Origin of the sequence: Vallitalea longa, from assembly GCF_027923465.1 — a bacterium.
In the GTDB taxonomy this organism is placed as follows: Bacteria; Bacillota; Clostridia; order Lachnospirales; family Vallitaleaceae; genus Vallitalea; species Vallitalea longa.
The window spans coordinates 1,376,486-1,396,199 of sequence record NZ_BRLB01000001.1; the positions used below are offsets into that span (position 1 = coordinate 1,376,486).

Genomic DNA, 19,714 nt, shown 5'->3' on the forward strand with positions numbered 1-19,714 from the left:
TACTATGTTAAATTATACCATTATGTCAGATAAGGTCAATAGAAAAATATCCTCATAAGAATAGCTTATAAGGATATTTATTATTGTTATATTTGTTCTAATTTTATTATTTACCTATTACGCTCTACTGTTCTTCTTAAATCAGAATTTGAAAACTGCTCGGAATAATCTTCTATATAGTCTATAACTAATTTATAGGATTTATTCTTACTAGTTGAACTAAAATCTACAACAACTTCATTGTCACTAATATATGTAACATTTGAAGCTTCTATTTCTTTATCACTATTTTTATCTATAAGTCTGAACTGTGATTCAAAATTAGAATTAGAACTAACATATTTATTAAATCTAACATATACTGTATCTTCACCAATAAATTTACATTCAGACATACTTATACTACCGAATTCCCTTGCTGATCCCTTAAAACTTTTTTCCAAAGTTTTGTCATATGGTTCTCCGAATTCATCACATATATTCATGATTCTAAGTGTATAACTAACATTATTCTGTAGTGGCATTTCTGAATCAACAAATAACACTACCTTATTAGATTCATCAGCAGAATATCTCTTCTCTACTACATCTATACCATCAATATAAAAATCAGCATTATATATATCTGTTGAGATATCTCCAGAAAAATACACATTAACTATATTACCATTTTCAGGTAATACATGTTGTACTTTAATATCAAATTCATTATCCTTTATTCTATATATAGGATATTTTTCTTCTTTTATTTTCATCTGTTTAAAACTATCTTTTACACCATCCACAGTTAAAATATATTCATTTTTCATTTCAATATTTACATATTTTAACTTTACTTTTCTTAATCTATCTTGACCACTACCTACTAAAACTGCACGTAATGCACTATCCATTGTATAATTACCATCTTTGTCTTTCAATTTATAATTATATTCGTCAGTTGCTGTTATTTCATCAATATCTTTATTGAAAGTAACTATGATACAGTCATTATTTACTGTCTCTACATTTGATATATGTAATTGTTGATTAGCACTTTCTGTGCCCATGAATGTCATTTTATCTCCTGAACCATCATTTAAGTTAACAGTATAATAACTTGTTAACTTACCACTAATAGCTAGAGTATATTCTAATCCTTCTTGTAAACTATCATCTTTTAGAAATATACTAATTCCATTATTAACATCAGTTAAACGAGAAACAGCCAAATCTTTAAAGTCCCCTTCAGTCAAAGTTTTTTTACCTTGTTTTAGGGAATAATAAATTGGAAGAGTTGCACTTTCTGTTATTGGTTGTGTAAAATAAACATTAATAACATTTTTACTTATTGCCTTAACTCTTGAAATTTTAAAATAATCAGATTTTACTACTTTTTCAACATAACCTTTAAAATCTGACTTAACACTCTCAGTTACAAAACCATTTAAGTCTTCCACATCTATTAATTCTAGCGTATATTGTGTGCCTGTTTGCTTTTCTGTAGTAATAGTTATTACGTTTTTATTAGTCTCAACAAATTTTACATTTAATTTTTCTGATTTGTCTTCTTCTTCTTCATATATTTTAATATTGTCTTTTGATAATTCATTTATTTCTTCTGATAATGTAACTTTAATAGTATTCGCATTTATACCTTTTGCTGATTCTATAGCTGTCTTTACCTCATCTACTAAAACACCAGCTTCAAGAGCTTGATATATAGTAATATATTCTCTATCAATTAACTTTTCAGTAATATTCTTATCTAAATTATTTATCTTTATATTTAATGATTGGTACATCAAATTTATTGTATCTTCTCTAAGGTAATTATTATTATCCTCTTTCTTGTATTTATATGTTTTATCTAATAAACCAATAGAATTAGCAAATTGATAAATATTATCCCATTCATAATCTATTCCTTGTCTATAATTTAAAGCACTCAAAACCATTTTAACAAATTCTTTTTCTGAAACGTAATCATCCGGTCTAAAAGTATTATCATCATATCCGTCTATAAGCTTTGCTGTATATGCATAACCAACGTAATATGAATACCACTGGTCTCCATCAACATCTGTAAAATTATCAATTATATATCTTTCTTTATCTTCTACAACTTTTTTTTCTACTCCTAGTAGTCTTATTAAAAATGCTGCTGCTTCTGAACGTTTTAACTGACCAGATAAATTATAATCTTTCCCATCACCTCTCAATATTTTGAGCGTATATAAAGCATCTCCAAAATCTTGATTAGTCTCATCATCTACTGCTAATGTTACATTAGGTATAACAAATATTATCATAAGTAAAATACTTATAGTCGTTTTATATATTTTCTTCCTCACCTTAATACCCCTTTCATAACAAATAATATAAATATATTTTAGTTCAATATTATATTTTAGTCAAGTTTGGTAGTTAAAGTAAAAGAGGCTACTTTTGTAGCCCCTTTACTAATAATATTTCGATTAATAAATTATTATTATTATTCAGATATTACTTCTGTATTATTAGGAGTAACTTCTACTGTTTTAGTCTCTCCCTCAAAAGTTACTTTTACTGTAGCAGTAGTTTGAATATTGAAATCAGCATATTTTACTGTTATATTTAGTCCATCAGTGTTTTCTGTAACAGCATCAGTAGCAGTTACTTTACCGTCAGTTTTATTTATTTCAAGCTTTGGACTACATTCTACAGTCAATTTTTCATCATTCAAATTCCAAACTTCTTCTTCAGCACCGAATTTTACTGTTATAACATCTTTTGAATCATCAGATACTTTAATAGTTAATAGATTTTCTCCACCATTAACCATATCTGCGATAATAGCTTCTGCATCTTTATATCCATTAATTGATGTTTTTGTAGCTTCATTTAATGAATCAAATTCTTCAGCACCTTTTAAAGCTTCTAATGTATTATTAATGTTTTCAAATGCAGTAACTGTTTTTGTAACAGCATTACTAACAGCATTATTATAAATTGTAATTTCTCCATCAGCTGCAATTAATGCATCTATAGCAGTAATATATCCACTAGCCTCTGTAACTGCATTAGAATCTTCCTCTACAACATCTTCTCCAAGTTTAGTAATAACATGTTTAGCTAGAGTTTCATCTGCTTTTGCAGCAGTTAAATTATCTGAATCAGATAAATCTTCTGCAACAGTAAGTTTTAAATCTTCTGAATAACTATGAAGATCAATTACAGCTTCTTTTTTAGTATTAAAGCTATTATTTAATTCTTCTTTAATACTACTAGTATCAGGTAAATTATTTAATGTAGTTTTTGTATTTTCATATTTAGTAAATAAAGCATCATACTCTGTTACATTTGTAGCCTTTACTTCGTTTTCAAAAATTTCTACGGCTTCTCTAGTAGTTTTTTCAGCTGCATTTAAATCTTTATAGATTGAAGGAGCAACACCAAATGGTACTTCTTTCGCATCTGAATTAGTCTTAGCAATTGCACCATCTCTAGCTTCAATTTTTACTTTTCCACTATCATTCTTAGTACTAACTTTACCTTGAGTATTTTCAGTTAAATCATCATTAAATGTTACTTTTAATGTATCTTCAGATATAACCTTAACACTCTTAATGTAATCATTGAAATTATCTGGTGAAGTATTATTACCAACTGTTACTACATTATCGTTAACAAAAGCAGCTTTGATTGTTAATGAGTCTAATACCATTTGCTTTAAGTCAGTACCAGAAGTTACTACACCATAATTAACTAAAACATCATTAGTTATTGAATTAATAAACTTGACGTCTTTATCAAATTTAATTTCAATTGATAATCTGTCATCGTTTGCTTTTACTTCATCAATAACTGGAGCATCTGGAGCATCTTTTTCTTTAGCTTGTGCAAATCTAAATATTATACCATTTATTCCATTAGTTGTTGAATGTTCATTTTTAATTTGATTATCTCTTAATTCATTATGAACGTTTTGACTAATAGCTAAATAGAAACTATTTACACCATTTATATTACTAATAGCATCATTAAGGAATAATTCAACTGTATTATCTGATGAGTTATAAATAGCATTATCTATACCAATGCTTATATGTGAATAATCAGATTTTACTATTTCATAATTACTTACAGCCTTTACATCTGTTTCATCCATAGCTTCAGGATAATGAACTAAAATTGTTCTGTTGTTAGGCATATTAGCCCAAACACTTGAAGATTTTATTTTTTCTATTTCTTTATATTTTGCACCAAATTCAACAGATTGATAGTCATTTGATGTTGAATCTTTTACTTGAACTGAACCTGACATATCAGTTGCAGCAGTATCTGGCATATAGAAATATGCTTTAGAACCATCATAGTAACTACTTTGCATATTACCTGATAATTTCATTCTGTAAACAACATTATCACTTGTAGTAGCACTATTAATCAATAATTTATGAACATTTGTAGCCTCTTCATTTGAAGGTTCACCTTTTACTGCAAATACTCTTAAAGCAGAATAGTCATCATTAAAATCAACTGCATCAGTGAAAGTAACTTGAATAACATTATTGCTTAAAGCCATAACATATTTTACTTTTGGATTTGCTACATCTTTATCACTATAGCTGAAGTTTCTAATGTTTTTGTCACCATCATGATATATATAATCAACATTTCCGATTAATTTATAGATATTACCATTATCTGTACAATAAGCAGAAGTAAAAGAATATCCTGAAGTGTTTACTTGTGCACTTGTTAATCTAATAATAAGTGCATTATCACGTTCTGGATCTTTATATGCATAAGCACCACCTAAAGAGAAATCTGGAGTTTTATTTCCATCTTTACTTACTTGTAGTACATCACCTATAATATGATCGTTTTTCCACACTTTTCCTTTTACAGTTTTATCTGTTACATCTCTGTCAAAAAATACTCTAAGAGTATATTTGTCAATAACACCTACACCACCAAATTTTGGTAATGTTGCTAAACTACCACTACCAGTAAATGTATTTGTGATTTCATCAGTTGATACTACACCATCACTATTTTTTATACCTTTTCTAACTGTTAATTCATATACATGACCAGTAGTTGTTTTTGGAATTGTTAAAATTACTTCTCTATTATATTCACTGCTATCACCAGTATTCTCATTAGCTTTTACAGCTTTAGATGGGATACCAATATCATCACTAATATTATATAATGCAACATCTGTAGCATTATCTCCAATATTTTGGTCAAATCTTACAATAATTTCATTATCATTATTATTTTTTCTATAGATAGTTTCAATTGCTGATATTTCATCTGCTACTTCTTCACCAACAAAAGAAACAGTATCATAATCGCTATCTATATCATTACCATGAATATCTTTTAAGTCAGAAACCTTAACTTCATAAAGAACAGCATCCATGGATTCAACCTTTAATGTTACTTTCTTACCATTTACTGTTGCTTCTTTTACTTTTAACTTTTCATCGTCATCATTTGCATCATATATATCATAATTAGCAATATCAGAAGCTAAATCTTCATTAACTTTTCTTTCGAATATTACTTCAACTTCTGTATTAGATACAAAATTAGCTCTAACTACTTGGAAATCTGTATCTGGTTTTGATTCACCAACAAAGCTTATTGTATCATAATCTTTATCAATATCGTTTCCACATTCTGAAACCATATCTTTTGCTTCAACTATAAATAATGTATTATCTTCTAGCTCTGTAACTGTTAAAATAACATATTGTTCTGGAACAGTACTGTCATTTAACTCAGATATTTGTTTCTCACCATAATAATCATCTTTTGTAGCTACATATGCATCTAAAACATCAACAACTTCATCTTCATCATTACTTTCATATACTTTGAACATTGATGCATCTACATCTGTTAAACTTTGATCAAATTTAACTGCTATTTCATTATATTCATTAGCATAAGCTTGAACGATTCTCATATCATCTGTTGGTCTTGGTTCACCTACAAATGAAGGTTTTTCATCTGGTTCTTCAATGTTATTACCAGCAAAGTCTTTTGCTGTTTTAACATCAACAACATATAATTCTTGATCTTGATCTTCAGTAGTTAATACAATTGTATCATTACCATCATATTCCATATCTAGAACTTCTAAATCTTTCTTAGAATCATATTCTTGACAGATATCTAATTCTAATGATGAAAGTTGAATTGGTTCACTAAATGTAATTACTACTTGATTATATTTTGTTGCATCAACTTTAGTTACTTCAGGAGCAGCTTCATCTTTATTTCTACCACCAAAGTTAACTGAATCATCTCCAGAAGTTAATTTATATAATTTACCACTCTTTAATTCTTCACCAAGAGTTACTAAAACAGTTTTTTTATCAGCATCCCATGGAGCAAATTCAGCTGATTCAACTTCTAAAATCTCATCATCTTTGTCAGTTACAACAAATTGAGCTGCATTAGTTTCTTCAACAGCTTCGTCTAATCCTACTTCAATTACTTTTGAATTAAGAGCCACAGCTGAATCAACAGCTACTGCATCAGGAGCTAATTTAACTAATTCATATTTAGCAGCTACTTCTTCATCGATAGTTCCTAATTCTACTAATTTCTCAGCAAGAACTTCACCATCTTTAGTTTCAGCTTTAAGAGCTGCAACTGTTACATCAGCGATAAGGCTGTTTGTTAATTTTTCAGCATCTCCAGCAACGGCAATACCTACTTCATCAGCTTTATCCATTACTTCTGCCCATTCGAAATCAGTTCCTTGAGCATATCCTAATACTTCAAGCATTACTTTGTAATACTCTTGAATAGTCATCATGCTTAATGGATCAAATAAATTATCTGTTCCACGTCCTAACCATCCTAATTCTGGATGAGTTTTTAAGTATCCAAGGAATGGACGTCCTGCAACCCAAATTATTTGTTCAGCATCAGCAAATGTATCTTCACCATCATAAGCCATTGCTTCTTCTTCTAATCCTCTTAATCTAACAGTCATAAGAGCAACGTTCCATCTTGGAGTTTCTTTTGCAAGATATTCCTCAGTTAATCCGTGACCTTCACCTTGTAATAATTCTAAGGCTTCACATATCTCTGCATTAGTTGTTTCTACAACAGCAGCTTCTGTAGTTTCAGTAGTTTCTTCTGTTGCATCATCAGCAGCAAATGCTGGTAAAGTAAATGTTGTAACCATCATTGCTAATGAAAGCATTAATGCAAGAAGTTTCTTTAAATTCTTCATATTAATATTTCTCCTCCTTTTAATTTGCTTTTAAAATTGGAAAGGTTATCCACCTTTCAAGCACATGGTAAATTATAGCACTACATTATTTTCCAGTCAATATAATATCTACATATGTAACAAATCTGTAATAGAGTTCTAATATGAAAAATATATATAATCTGGTTAATAATGCCACTTTAATAATTATATACCATATTTGCCCATTAATACAAGCATTTTCCTGCATTGTAATAATACCGTAATATAGACTTGTACTTTTTCCTTTAATATAAAAAAACAACTTGAAGTAACAACATAAAAAATCACTTCATTATTGAATAATCATAATAACAAAGTGATTTTCACTATTCCATTTCTTATATTAAACTATTATATTAAGCCTCTATAAATTTTGTCATGCCAGCGAGTCCTCTTTCGTCCATCTTATAAACTCCTGCACATTTAAGAACATCTCCAAATATATTACCTACCTCTTTTTTGATATATTCCTCTGCTTCCTTAGCATTAAGTGATGTTCCATATTCTCTAACCATCTTATTAATCCACTCAGAATGTTTATCTAGTTCCTTATATGAATCTATACTTTTAATCTTACCAGTAAGAACATCTTGTATTAATGCTAGTTCTTCTTTCAACCTTGCAGGAAGAACTGCTAGTCCCATTACCTCTATAAGACCAATATTCTCTTTCTTAATATGATGTAAATGTGCATGTGGATGAAAAATACCATCTGGATGTTCTTCACTTCTTCGATTATTTCTAAGAACTAAATCAAGTTCATAATCCCCATCCCTATTAATTCTGGCAATAGGTGTTATTGTATTATGAGGAATACTCTCCCCATCTTTTTCTGTATAAGCTAATATATCAAGACTTTCATCTGAATAATTTCTCCACTTATTCAAGAATTCATCTGCAAGTTCAATCAACTGCTCCATGTCCTTAGATGATAACCTAATAACCGATAAAGGCCACTTAACTATACCTATCTTAACCTCTGGATATTTATCCTTCCTCAACTCTTTTATTATTGGTGCATTCTCCATAGGGAAAACATGATGCCCTCCTTGGAAATGATCATGACTTAATATAGACCCTCCAACAATAGGCAGATCCGCATTGGATCCTACAAAATAATGAGGAAACTTCTTAACAAAAGACAATAACCTAACAAAACTATCCCTTGATATCTTCATAGGAACATGTTTCTCATTGAAAACTATACAATGCTCATTATAATAAACATAAGGAGAATACTGAAGATACCAATTCTCACCATTAAGCTCAACAGGGATAACCCTGTGATTATTTCTAGCGGGATGATTCAATCTACCAGGATACCCAACATTATCTATACACAAAAAGCATTTAGGATATTTAGCACTAGGCATACTTCTAGCCTTCTCAATCTCCTTAGGGTCCTTCTCAGGTTTAGATAAATTAATCGTAATCTCCAACTCACCCACATCTGTATCCGCTAACCAATAATCATTTTTAGCAATCCTATCCATTCTTATATAATTAGAATCCTTAGACAACTTATAATAAGAATCAGTTGCTTTCTCTATCCCCTCATTATCAACTATCTCATAAAATTTACTAACAACTTCAGAAGGTCTAGGCATAAGTGCTGCCATAATCCTAGCATCCAACATATCCCTATATGTAACACTATCCTCTATAATATCATTATCAACAGCATACTGTAACAACTCATCTAAAATTCCTACAGCAGACTCCTCAACCTCATAATCTTCTAACTCTCCCTCATAAGGTTCATCTATACCCAATATATCCATAATACTATTCCTAACAAATTGAATATCCCACTTCTCAATCATCCCATTAACAAGACCAAATCTTATCAACTTTTCAATACTAATCTTAACATTAGCCACTACTTCTACCTCCAGTTCATACTAATATCTACAATATCCTCCAAATCAATTATTATCCATAACTAAAATTTATCAACCTATTGAATTTTTATTACCTATTATATACTATCAATAATCAATTACAAATCAGTAATAACCTTTTTATACTTTTAAATTCCCCTTAGAAAATCTTAGTGAGTGAAAATAAATATTACGTTAAGAACCTTAAATGTCTGACGCTAGGAGTTTTAAGGTTTAGTAATATTGATCTCCAAATCCATCAGGATTATTAACATGCCACTTCCAAGCACTTTCAATAATTTTCTCCAAAGAATTATACTGTGGCTTCCAATTAAGTTCCTTAACAGCCTTTTCAGATGAAGCAATCAATACAGCAGGGTCTCCCGCTCTCCTTTCAGCTTCCTCCACCTTAATATCTCTACCAGTAACTTCTCTAGCCACGTCAATAACCTCTTTCACTGAAAATCCTTTTCCATTACCAAGATTAAATACAGTACTTTCCCCACCATTTTGCAACCTCTCAAGTGCCAAAATATGAGCATCCGCTAAATCAGTAACATGAATATAATCTCTTACACAAGTACCATCCTCTGTAGGATAATCATTACCAAATATATATATCTTATCTCTTTTACCAAGTGCAACTTCCAATATAATAGGTATAAGATGCGACTCTGGTGAATGATCTTCTCCAATATGTCCATCAATATGAGCTCCTGCAGCATTAAAATATCTAAGTGCAGTATATTTAATCCCATAAGCATTATCAGACCACTTTAACATCTTTTCAACAGATAATTTAGTCTCTCCATAAGGATTAGTAGGCATAGTCTTATCTGTCTCAAGAATAGGTATACTCTCAGGTTCTCCATATGTAGCAGCTGTAGAAGAAAATACTATACATTTTATATCATGCTCCTGCATTTTCTCTAACAAACACATAGTTCCATACATATTGTTATTATAATATTTTAGAGGCACAGTAACACTCTCTCCTACAAGAGAATCTGCTGCAAAATCTATAATCGCTTCTATACTATTCTCACTAAATACTTTTTCTAATGCATCCTTATCTCTTAGGTCTCCAACATATAACTTAACATCCTCAGGTACAGCCTTTTTATGACCCTTTTGTAAATTATCAAAAACAATAACCTCTTTACCTTTTTCTACAAGTCTTGCTACTGTATGAGAACCGATATATCCTGCTCCTCCACATACTAAAATTGCCATAATAATATCTCCCTTCTATTAATTAATCTTTCCAGCTCCATTACCTACATTAGCAACATAAAATTCAGGTTTTAACCCTGTTCTAGCTTCATAGTTCTTACCAACTTGCTCTATAAACTTATCAACACTATCCTCTTTTACTATACTAACTGTGCAACCACCGAAACCTGCACCTGTCATACGAGACCCTATAGTACCTTCTATTTTTCTAGATTCCTCTACCATAGTATCAAGTTCAACACCTGTTACTTCATATAAATCCTTTAGAGATTCATGAGAAGCATTCATCAATTTTCCGAAAGTGATTATATCTCCTTTGTTAAGAGCTTCTACTGCTTCTTTAACTCTCATATTTTCTTCTACAGCATGTTCAGCTCTATTTCTAGGAATTTCCTTGTCAATAAGTTGCTTATTCTTTTCAAACTCTTCTATATTAATCTCGCATAGATTCTTTATATTTAATTCTTTTTGAAGACATTCTAATGCATATTGGCACTCTGAACGTCTTTCATTATATTTAGAATCCGCTAATCCTCTTCTTTTCTTAGTATTACCTATAACAATCTTGTACCCATCTAATTTCAGTGGAGCGTACTTATATTCTAATGTTTGACAATCAAGTAAAATCGCATGGTCAAGCTTACCCATACCACAAGCAAACTGATCCATAATACCACAATTAACTCCAACAAACTGATTCTCTGCCATTTGACTCATTTTAACCATTTCAACCATATCTTCATTACAGTCAAATAAATCATTAACTACTACTGCTGTAAGTACTTCAAGTGATGCAGAAGAAGATAATCCTGAACCATTAGGAATATTACCATAGTATAAAATATCAAACCCACCAATTTTATGACCTTTTTTAATGAACTCCTTAATCACCCCTTTTGGATAATTAGTCCAATCATGCTCTTCTAAATATGTAATGTCGTTAACATCAACCTCCACTCTAAGGTCAAAATTAAGAGTAGCAAATCTTATCCTGTCATCATCTCTTTTCCTAGCTGCTGCATATGTTCCAAAATCAATGGCACAAGGAAAAACATAACCTCCATTATAATCAATATGCTCCCCAATCAAATTAACTCTCCCAGGTGCAAAAAACTTACTAACTGTACTTGCCTCTCCACCATATAACTCCAAAAACTTATTAACAATCTGTCTCTGCATCATCAACCATTCCTTTCATTCTTGATTTTTTGTTCTTTAATTCACAATGAATATCACCTACGGTGCCCTCTTACTCACTAATCACATTAACGCTGTCTCTTATAATCAATTTTGTCTCAATAATTATCTTCCTATTTTCCTTATCTTTCTCTTTTATAATTTCACATATCCTTTTACCAGCTGTCTGCCCCAGACCTGTCATGTTTTGGTCTACTGTAGTCAGACTTGGTTCTGTTATCTGACTGATAATCGTATTATCAAATCCAATAATAGAAAATCTATCAGGCACAGATATTTTAAGAGCTTTTGCTGCATTAAGAGCTCCTACAGCCATCCAATCATTACATGCAAATATAGCAGTTATCTTATCCTTCTTTTTAAGCATATTCTCAACAGTAGCCTTGGATTGTTCAACAGCTTCTAGTCCATTACCATCTTTAATTACAAGTACATCATCTTCACTAAACATAATCTTGTTATCTTTACAGAACTCTTTGTATATATTTTCTTTTACATCATAAGAATAACTATGTAATCCTCTAAGGAAAGCTATATCTCTATGACCTTCATCATATAGATACCTAAGTGCTTCTAGTGTTCCTACTTCACCATCATTAAGAACATAATTACAACGAATTCCTTTGTTATAACCATTAATTATAACTAGTGGAATCTGTTTACTTATAAGTTCATAATATCCAGACTTTATATTATTGGTTCTTGGGTTAATAGCAATTATTCCATCAACACTTCTATCTTTCATATTGCCAATCATCAACTTTTCCTGTTGAGGATCACCCTCCGTATTACACAAAAAAGTTGTATATCCTTTATTCTTAATAATAGAATCGATACCTTTTACTACTTGTGAAAAGAAAAGGTTTTCTATACTAGGTGTAAGAATACCTATTGTTTGAGTCTTATTATGTATCAGTCCTCTAGCTAGTAAATTAGGTTTAAATTCTAGTTCTTCTATTGCTTTTTCTACTTTCTGCCTAGTTTCTTCTTTTACAGGATAGTTCTTATTCATTACTCTTGAAACTGTAGTTATAGAAACTCCTGCTAACTTGGCAACATCAGCTATTGTGGCTCTTTTCTTTTCAGCCATTATGTCTCCTCCTATTTATAGAAAAGGTTTTCTAAAATTATTATAATATATTTTATATTTATTTGCAAGTATTATTAATATATTTTTAAGTGCTTTAAATATTGCATTTTTTAATATTATTTTGAATAGCTTGATTGCATAAATTGATTACATAAAAAGGGGCTATCTCACCAAATCATGAGACAACCTCCTTTTTGTCAATCTATGCTATTTGAAATTACCTACAAAACTAACAGTAACAGGTTCTAATATTTGCCCCCATACACTTGATATATCTTTAATTTTAAGATCATATAGGTATACACTTAAAATATCTGTTTCTAATACTATTGTTTTACCATCCGCAGATATAGATGCTTTCTTTACTTGAATATTCTCGTTACTATTATACTCATTAATTTCATAATTTGTCATATCATTTATATTATAATCTTCAATTTCAAGATTAAAAGTTACTTCTACTGTATTATCTGAAGAGCATTTAACTTTTGTAATCACAAACTCTTCTGATGCAGTTACTCCAATAAAATTACTTTCAACATCATTTAAAGTTTCTCCTGATACACTTACTATGTTATTTAATTCAACATTATATATATATTTGCCCATTTCATCTGTTGTTAATGTAACTGCACAACCCGTTGAATCTAATGTTGCATTAATTACTTTTATATCTTTATTAATATTTTTATCTTTGATTACATAGTTAGCAGTATTTTCAGCTGATACCTTATTGATTTTTTTGTTAAATGTAACTCTCACTATCTTATTTGTCACAGCCCTAACATCAGTAAGATTCAATTTATCTAAATTCAAACCAACAAAAGCCATTTGACAATCATCTATAATATTCCCAGCTAAATCAGTTACTCCTCTAATTTCAAGTGAATATACCATTTCACATTGTTCATCTGTAACAATAACAACTTTAGTTTTAGTTTCATCAAGTACCGCACTTAATATATCTAATTCAGTATTTCCAGCCAACTCAGAAATAACATAATTGGAAATATCTTCTGCTGTTGTCTTATCTACCGCTTCATTAAAAGTTATCTCTACTGTATTTGTGTCTATTGCTATTACCGATTTTAATTCTGGTTTTTCTCTATCCTCACTGTTAGCATACACCAAAGTAGTTGAACAAAACAGTACTAGAACTAGTAAACAAACGCTGAATTTACTTAATTTTTCCATAAATACTTACACTCCTTATCTTTTGTCTCATTTATTTATTTTTATCATTACATTTTATTGCTTTAATCATATTATGTCAACATTATATGTCATTTAAATAGTCATTTCTTATAATAATTAACTAAATTAATTTAAAATGCTGTTTTATAAAGATTATATTGCCAAAGGAAACCAATTACTTAAAAGCGGATACATCCCCCTAGACATATCCGCTTCCCATCTACATAATATAAAATTATACCATCAACAAACTTATAATTTGATCTAAATTTACTACTTTCTATTTAGAAAATTCTATAGAATAATTAGCCACTCTCTCTCCATTAACATCAACAATACCACCCATATCAACTATATATGTAACACCTGATGGATAATCACCAAGCTTAAGTGTAACTATAGTATTAGTTGAATCAAGTTTTGCTGATTTGATATCAACAACATCAAATACTACACCTAATTTGTTAGAAACAAAGTAATGAGAAACATCTTCTGCAGATTTTTTATTTAATTCTCTAGTGAATCTAATTTCCAATGTATTTTCATCTATTGCATAAACATAAATTGGTTCAGTTGCTCCTGCAACAAATTTTTCAATACCACTATTTACTCTATCACCATAGAAATCTATAACTCTACCGATTCCAAGTGAATATACTATACTATCTTTCATTCCAGAAGTATTAAGTGTAACTATAGTTCTAGTTGAATCAAGTTCAGCTGAAAGAATGTTTACATATTGTATTATTCCATATTGAGTACAAATATTATAATTAGAAACATCTTCTGCTGATTCTTGGTTTAATGGACGGCTAAATTTTATAAATACTTTATTTTTTTCACTAGCCATAGTCATAACTTTAACTACATTTGTTGATGTTTCAACACTAAATGTATTACTACTATTAGCTGTTTTATGACCATCTAAATCCATAATACTATCTACATTAATCTCATAAACAGTACCTTCTTTTAGATTATCAACACTAAGTATAACTATAGTATTGTTATTATCTAATGCTGCTGATTTAACATTAACTTCATGATTTACTACGCCATGTTTATTATGTATATAATAATTAGAAACATCTTCTGCCGCTTCTCTGTCTACTTCATTATTAAAGGTAAGCTCTACTGCATTATGTCCTAAAGCAACTGCTTTAATAACTTGTGTCCTTACTTGGTCACCATTACTTGCATAAACTGCTACATTCGTACACATAAGTACTGCTACTAAAAAACCTAGACTCATTTTCTTTAAATTCTTCATAATTTACATCGTCTCCTTATAATTGTTTTATTTGGTTTCTTACAAAGCATATTTTAGTGTTTTTAACATTATTAGTCAATATATTCTAACAAATACCGTTTTTAGTTAAAGTTTTCATTATATTAATTAATTTAATATTGTATAATCATCAGATAATTAATATAATTAACATTATACGAGTTAATTTCAAAATCCTATTTTTAATATAAAGTTAATAATTAATTTAAGTTAATTTATTTTATATTATATAAAATATAACTTTATATTTATCTTTAGATATAGAAATTATATATCTGTGTAAAACCGGCCTACAAATGAAAATTCCACTATAACAAGGCATTTTATCAGACTTGTTTGAATATATTTTTAAACTAAATATAAAAAATACTAAATTATAATCTATTGACATTTATTTTCTTAAAAGAGATAATAATAATATAGTGACAATATATCCATACTGGAGGTTAAAGAAGTGAAACGAATAGTATTAACAGGCGGAGGAACAGCTGGGCATGTAACACCTAACTTAGCTCTTATTCCTCATCTAGATAAACTTGGTTTTGATGTCCATTATATAGGCTCTTACAATGGTATAGAGAAAACTTTGATAGAAGATAAAGGAATTCCATATCACGGAATCTCATCAGGAAAACTTAGAAGATACAAAGATCTTAAAAATCTGTCAGATCCATTTAGAGTTATAAAAGGTGCTGGGCAGGCAACAAAATTGATTAGAAAATTGAAACCTGATATTGTGTTTTCAAAAGGTGGATTTGTAACTGTTCCCGTTATTCTAGGTGCCAAATTGAATAGAGTACCTTCAATTATACATGAATCTGATATGACACCGGGACTCGCTAACAAGATAAGTATTCCTTTTGCAACAAAAGTATGTACTACCTTTGCAGAAACACTTCAACATCTACCCGAAAACAAGGCAGTACTAACTGGTACTCCCATCAGAGAAGATATATTACAAGGTGACAAAGAAAAAGGTTTGCAATTATGTAAGTTCAATAAAGATAAGCCGGTACTATTAATGACTGGCGGCAGTCTAGGTGCTGTTAGAATTAATGATGTCCTAAGAGAAGCTCTTGACGGTATATTAAAGAAATATCAATTAGTTCATTTATGTGGTAAGAACAATCTAAAAAAAGAATTAGAAGATATATCTGGCTACAAACAATTTGAATATGTAAGTGATGAAATGTCAGATATATTGGCAATAAGTGATGTAGTAATATCTAGATCGGGCGCTAATATCATATCTGAACTTCTAGCTCTAAAAAAACCTCATGTACTTATCCCACTACCAGCAAGTGCAAGTAGAGGAGATCAGATATTAAATGCAGCCTCTTTCGAAAAACATGGTTACAGTTACGTTTTAGACGAAGAAAATATGACACCTAAGACCATATTGAAAGCAGTTGATACTGTATATGAAAAAAGAACTGAATATATAAATCATATGAATCATAGTAAATCAAGCAATGGCATCAGTAATATCCTAAATCTTATAGATGAGCTGGTTAATAAGTAAGCTATTAGAATCGAAATTAAAAGCAAAAGTCATTAATGGGAAAAATTATATAGAAATACTTAAGGGTACTTCATGTTAATATGAAGTACCCTTATTAATTAAAGCTTACGCGAAATTTCTCTAGCAATGGAATCCAATTCATCTTTTTCAATCTTAATGGTTTCCCATTTGATATTTACATCATCATTGTCGTATCTTGGTATAAGATGCATATGAAAATGAAATACTGTCTGACCAGCTGCCTTACCATTGTTTTGCAATATGTTCAGTCCATCACAATTATACATATTTTTAAGTACCTTAGCGATATGTGTCGCAAGTGCAAATAGTCTTGATGCTGATTCAGTATCTAGTTCATATATGTTTTCTATATGTTCTTTTGGAATAATCAATGTATGCCCTTTTGCTGCTGGATATGGATCAAGCACAACCTTAAATTCACTGTTTTCAAAAATAGTAGAAGAGTCCATAGAACCGTTGGCAACATTGCAGAATAAACAATTTTGTTTAATCATAATATCTCCTTCCCAATGCCTTATTGTCTTAATATCTAAGTATCCACATGTAAATAGAATATTATTCATAAGACATATATCCCTCGATGAATAAAAACCCTAATTGATAAATACCAAGCCTGTATAACTATACTAAACTATATTTTAACTTTTTTCAAGGATAATTTTGTAATAATTTAATATAGGCATTTATAATCATAAAGGAATATTTATATGTTATTGTAATATATAAATATTATGTAATAAAACATATATATTTATAGTATTTTATTAATATTTCACCTTTAATTAATGGTTTTTAGCGATTATTTATTGTACAATTTCATTATCTCTGATACAATAATAACCATTAGGAGGTGGATAAATGAATTATCATGAAAAAAGTATAATTGAAAATTTTTCCATATTACTTGATGATTGGTTGAATGTCTATCAACAGAGTAGAAACCCGGAAATAATTGCAAAAATAGTTCATGAAATTAAGAACCCTATTTCATTAATTAGAAGCACCCTACAACTTATAGAAGTACAGACCCCTCAAGTAAAAGAAAATTCTCATTGGGCTTCCCTATACGAAGAACTTGATTATATATGTCTATTACTCAATGATTTCAATACATTGAATTACTCATATAATATTCAAAAAACTTGTGTAGATGTACCCTCTATACTAGAGTCAGTAACAAAAAGCTTCTATTCAAGCGCACATAATAAAAACATTAAATTGTATATCAATAAATCAGAAAACCTACCTGTCATAACTGGTGATAAAACTAGACTAAAAGAAGCTTTTATGAACTTAATTAAAAATGCTATAGAAGCAACCGATACAAATGGTATAGTTACAATTGATATAGACTATATGGATGCATATTTAATAATTACAATCAGCGATACTGGAACTGGCATACAGAAAGACCGCATCGATAAAATTTTCAAACCATTTGTCACCTACAAAGAAAATGGTACAGGACTTGGGCTACCTATAGTAAAATCAATTATAGAACAACACTCCGGCAATATTCAAGTTCAAACAAAAGAAGGGGAAGGAACATCATTTATTTTAAACCTTCCAATTAATGCCGAGCAAGCTTTGCAAGTACAATAATCTTAATAATATCAGATTTTCATTATTAATTATAACTTGAAGCAAACAATTGACATCTTTATCCTTTATATTAGCATATATATAATTGAGTATTTCTCCATGATTACTTTCTTTAGCGAACATCTCAGATAGCCCTATTACTTCATCATTCTCTAGTGGTTTATTAATATATTGCATACAACTTAATCGCTTATATAGATTAATTAATTCTCTGGATTGATTCAATTTCAATTTCATAATATCCTGAACAATATTCTTATTTATATGAGAGATTATATTGTTATGAATAGTTTTATATGAATTGTACAAGTTATAGGCATCGTCAATAAGATTCTCATATAACAATAATAGTTGTTCTTTCTTTATTGATTCAGTTGAATTATTCTTCTCCATATATCATCTTCCTTTGGAAAATTGTGTAAGATGAATTAAGTAATTAGCTATATAAATATACAGTATGATTTAGTACCAATTATTTAATTCATTTTATATATATATACTCTAAACCATTGTAAAATAGTATTTTTTATTCTATTAATAGACCTCATAATCCTTAACATATCTATAATCTAATATAAAAGCCTACAACTTCATTTTGTTATATATTACCACCACAACAACTGCATATATTCTCTATCATCCTTACATAATAATATTGGAAGGATGTGACAGTATGAAAAGGAGTATTATTAAATCTAAAACTATAATATCATCACTAGTTATTATTTTATTATTAAGCTTTTGTTTATCAAACGTATCAAACGCTAAGACTCTATTATTCAAATGGACCAACGTAAAACAGATTGAGGTAACAGCTTATGAATTGAATGTAAGATTAGGTCCAAGTACTTCATATAGGAAAATCGGTATGATTTCTAGAGGAGATATAATCGATGTTCTTGGTACGCTTGGCAGTTGGTATGTAATCCATATGAAAGACGGTTCTGTAGGTGTAATTTCAAGTACTTATACTCGCGTTTATTCTTATTATAATCCTGCACCCACTACAAAAGAACCTGATAAATACAGTGGTAATCTATCCCCTGAAGAAACTTTAATGATTAATCTAGTTAATGCTGAACGAAAAAGTGCAGGTCTACCTGCATACAAGTTAGATATGGAACTTATGAGAGTGGCTAGAATAAAAGCAGAAGACATCTCAACAAATAAGTATTTTAGTCATGATTCCCCTATTTACGGCTCTCCTTTCAAAATGCTGTCAGATTTTTCTGTGGACTATAAAATGGCCGCAGAAAATATTGCTGGAGATACAACCGTTGAAACTGCACAACAATCTCTAATGAATAGCTCTTCCCATAAATCTAATATACTAAGCACTGATTATAATTATATAGGTATAGGTATAGTCGATGACTCTAGATATGGTAAAGTATTTGTTCAAATGTTTATCCAAAAATAAACGAAATTATTAAAGGTGAATATA

The 19,714-nt window shown here is 29.6% G+C and carries 13 protein-coding genes; 3 read left to right on the forward strand and 10 right to left on the reverse strand.

Annotated elements, in window-relative coordinates; all coding sequences use genetic code 11:
* Positions 1–110: 110 nt before the first annotated feature.
* The 8 genes from QMG30_RS05895 to QMG30_RS05930 all read right to left on the reverse strand — a co-directional run bounded on the left by QMG30_RS05895 (position 111) and on the right by QMG30_RS05930 (position 15,107).
* Complete coding sequence (locus QMG30_RS05895; protein ID WP_281813247.1) at positions 111–2,333, reverse strand: S-layer homology domain-containing protein; 2,223 nt, start codon at positions 2,331–2,333, stop codon at positions 111–113.
* A gap of 140 nt (positions 2,334–2,473) precedes the next feature.
* Positions 2,474–7,222, reverse strand: coding sequence for a hypothetical protein (locus QMG30_RS05900; RefSeq protein ID WP_281813250.1), 4,749 nt, complete (start codon positions 7,220–7,222; stop codon positions 2,474–2,476).
* A gap of 377 nt (positions 7,223–7,599) precedes the next feature.
* Complete coding sequence (galT, locus tag QMG30_RS05905; protein ID WP_281813252.1) at positions 7,600–9,123, reverse strand: UDP-glucose--hexose-1-phosphate uridylyltransferase; 1,524 nt, start codon at positions 9,121–9,123, stop codon at positions 7,600–7,602.
* A gap of 234 nt (positions 9,124–9,357) precedes the next feature.
* Positions 9,358–10,356 (reverse strand): UDP-glucose 4-epimerase GalE, encoded by a 999-nt coding sequence (gene galE, locus QMG30_RS05910; RefSeq protein WP_281813254.1) that lies wholly within the window; start codon positions 10,354–10,356, stop codon positions 9,358–9,360.
* Between the two features lie 18 nt (positions 10,357–10,374).
* Positions 10,375–11,535 carry a galactokinase gene (locus QMG30_RS05915; protein ID WP_281813256.1) on the reverse strand — a complete coding sequence of 387 codons (1,161 nt, stop codon included), beginning with the start codon at positions 11,533–11,535 and terminating at the stop codon, positions 10,375–10,377.
* Between the two features lie 70 nt (positions 11,536–11,605).
* Complete coding sequence (locus QMG30_RS05920) at positions 11,606–12,643, reverse strand: LacI family DNA-binding transcriptional regulator (RefSeq protein WP_281813258.1); 1,038 nt, start codon at positions 12,641–12,643, stop codon at positions 11,606–11,608.
* A gap of 207 nt (positions 12,644–12,850) precedes the next feature.
* A complete protein-coding gene (locus QMG30_RS05925) occupies positions 12,851–13,837 on the reverse strand; it encodes a hypothetical protein (RefSeq protein ID WP_281813260.1) in 987 nt (328 codons plus the stop codon).
* 280 nt (positions 13,838–14,117) lie between these two features.
* Positions 14,118–15,107: a hypothetical protein gene (locus QMG30_RS05930; protein WP_281813263.1), complete on the reverse strand. Its 990-nt coding sequence runs from the start codon at positions 15,105–15,107 to the stop codon at positions 14,118–14,120.
* Between the two features lie 472 nt (positions 15,108–15,579).
* On the opposite strand from QMG30_RS05930, the gene murG reads away from it, so the two are divergent.
* A complete protein-coding gene (gene murG / locus QMG30_RS05935) occupies positions 15,580–16,647 on the forward strand; it encodes an undecaprenyldiphospho-muramoylpentapeptide beta-N-acetylglucosaminyltransferase (protein ID WP_281813265.1) in 1,068 nt (355 codons plus the stop codon).
* 98 nt (positions 16,648–16,745) lie between these two features.
* Here murG and QMG30_RS05940 read toward each other — a convergent pair whose 3' ends face one another.
* Positions 16,746–17,231 carry an HIT family protein gene (locus QMG30_RS05940; RefSeq protein ID WP_309298636.1) on the reverse strand — a complete coding sequence of 162 codons (486 nt, stop codon included), beginning with the start codon at positions 17,229–17,231 and terminating at the stop codon, positions 16,746–16,748.
* Positions 17,232–17,526: 295 nt separating this feature from the next.
* On the opposite strand from QMG30_RS05940, the gene QMG30_RS05945 reads away from it, so the two are divergent.
* Positions 17,527–18,270, forward strand: coding sequence for a sensor histidine kinase (locus tag QMG30_RS05945; protein ID WP_281813267.1), 744 nt, complete (start codon positions 17,527–17,529; stop codon positions 18,268–18,270).
* Here the strand turns inward: QMG30_RS05945 and QMG30_RS05950 are convergent.
* Positions 18,226–18,663 (reverse strand): hypothetical protein, encoded by a 438-nt coding sequence (locus tag QMG30_RS05950; protein WP_281813270.1) that lies wholly within the window; start codon positions 18,661–18,663, stop codon positions 18,226–18,228. The two genes, QMG30_RS05945 and QMG30_RS05950, sit on opposite strands and share 45 nt — an antisense overlap.
* A 280-nt stretch (positions 18,664–18,943) precedes the next feature.
* Here QMG30_RS05950 and QMG30_RS05955 point away from each other — a divergent pair, with 280 nt between their 5' ends.
* Positions 18,944–19,690: a CAP domain-containing protein gene (locus tag QMG30_RS05955; protein ID WP_281813272.1), complete on the forward strand. Its 747-nt coding sequence runs from the start codon at positions 18,944–18,946 to the stop codon at positions 19,688–19,690.
* Positions 19,691–19,714: the final 24 nt, after the last annotated feature.

Excerpts from the sequence above, each read along its gene's own strand:
- QMG30_RS05900 (WP_281813250.1), bottom strand. The coding sequence starts at position 7,222 with ATGAAGAATTTAAAGAAACTTCTTGCATTAATGCTTTCATTAGCAATG.
- galE (WP_281813254.1), bottom strand. The coding sequence starts at position 10,356 with ATGGCAATTTTAGTATGTGGAGGAGCAGGATATATCGGTTCTCATACA.
- QMG30_RS05915 (WP_281813256.1), bottom strand. The coding sequence starts at position 11,535 with ATGCAGAGACAGATTGTTAATAAGTTTTTGGAGTTATATGGTGGAGAG.
- QMG30_RS05920 (WP_281813258.1), bottom strand. The coding sequence starts at position 12,643 with ATGGCTGAAAAGAAAAGAGCCACAATAGCTGATGTTGCCAAGTTAGCA.
- QMG30_RS05925 (WP_281813260.1), bottom strand. The coding sequence starts at position 13,837 with ATGGAAAAATTAAGTAAATTCAGCGTTTGTTTACTAGTTCTAGTACTG.
- QMG30_RS05930 (WP_281813263.1), bottom strand. The coding sequence starts at position 15,107 with ATGAAGAATTTAAAGAAAATGAGTCTAGGTTTTTTAGTAGCAGTACTT.
- QMG30_RS05940 (WP_309298636.1), bottom strand. The coding sequence starts at position 17,231 with ATGAATAATATTCTATTTACATGTGGATACTTAGATATTAAGACAATA.
- QMG30_RS05945 (WP_281813267.1), top strand. The coding sequence starts at position 17,527 with ATGAATTATCATGAAAAAAGTATAATTGAAAATTTTTCCATATTACTT.
- QMG30_RS05950 (WP_281813270.1), bottom strand. The coding sequence starts at position 18,663 with ATGGAGAAGAATAATTCAACTGAATCAATAAAGAAAGAACAACTATTA.
- QMG30_RS05955 (WP_281813272.1), top strand. The coding sequence starts at position 18,944 with ATGAAAAGGAGTATTATTAAATCTAAAACTATAATATCATCACTAGTT.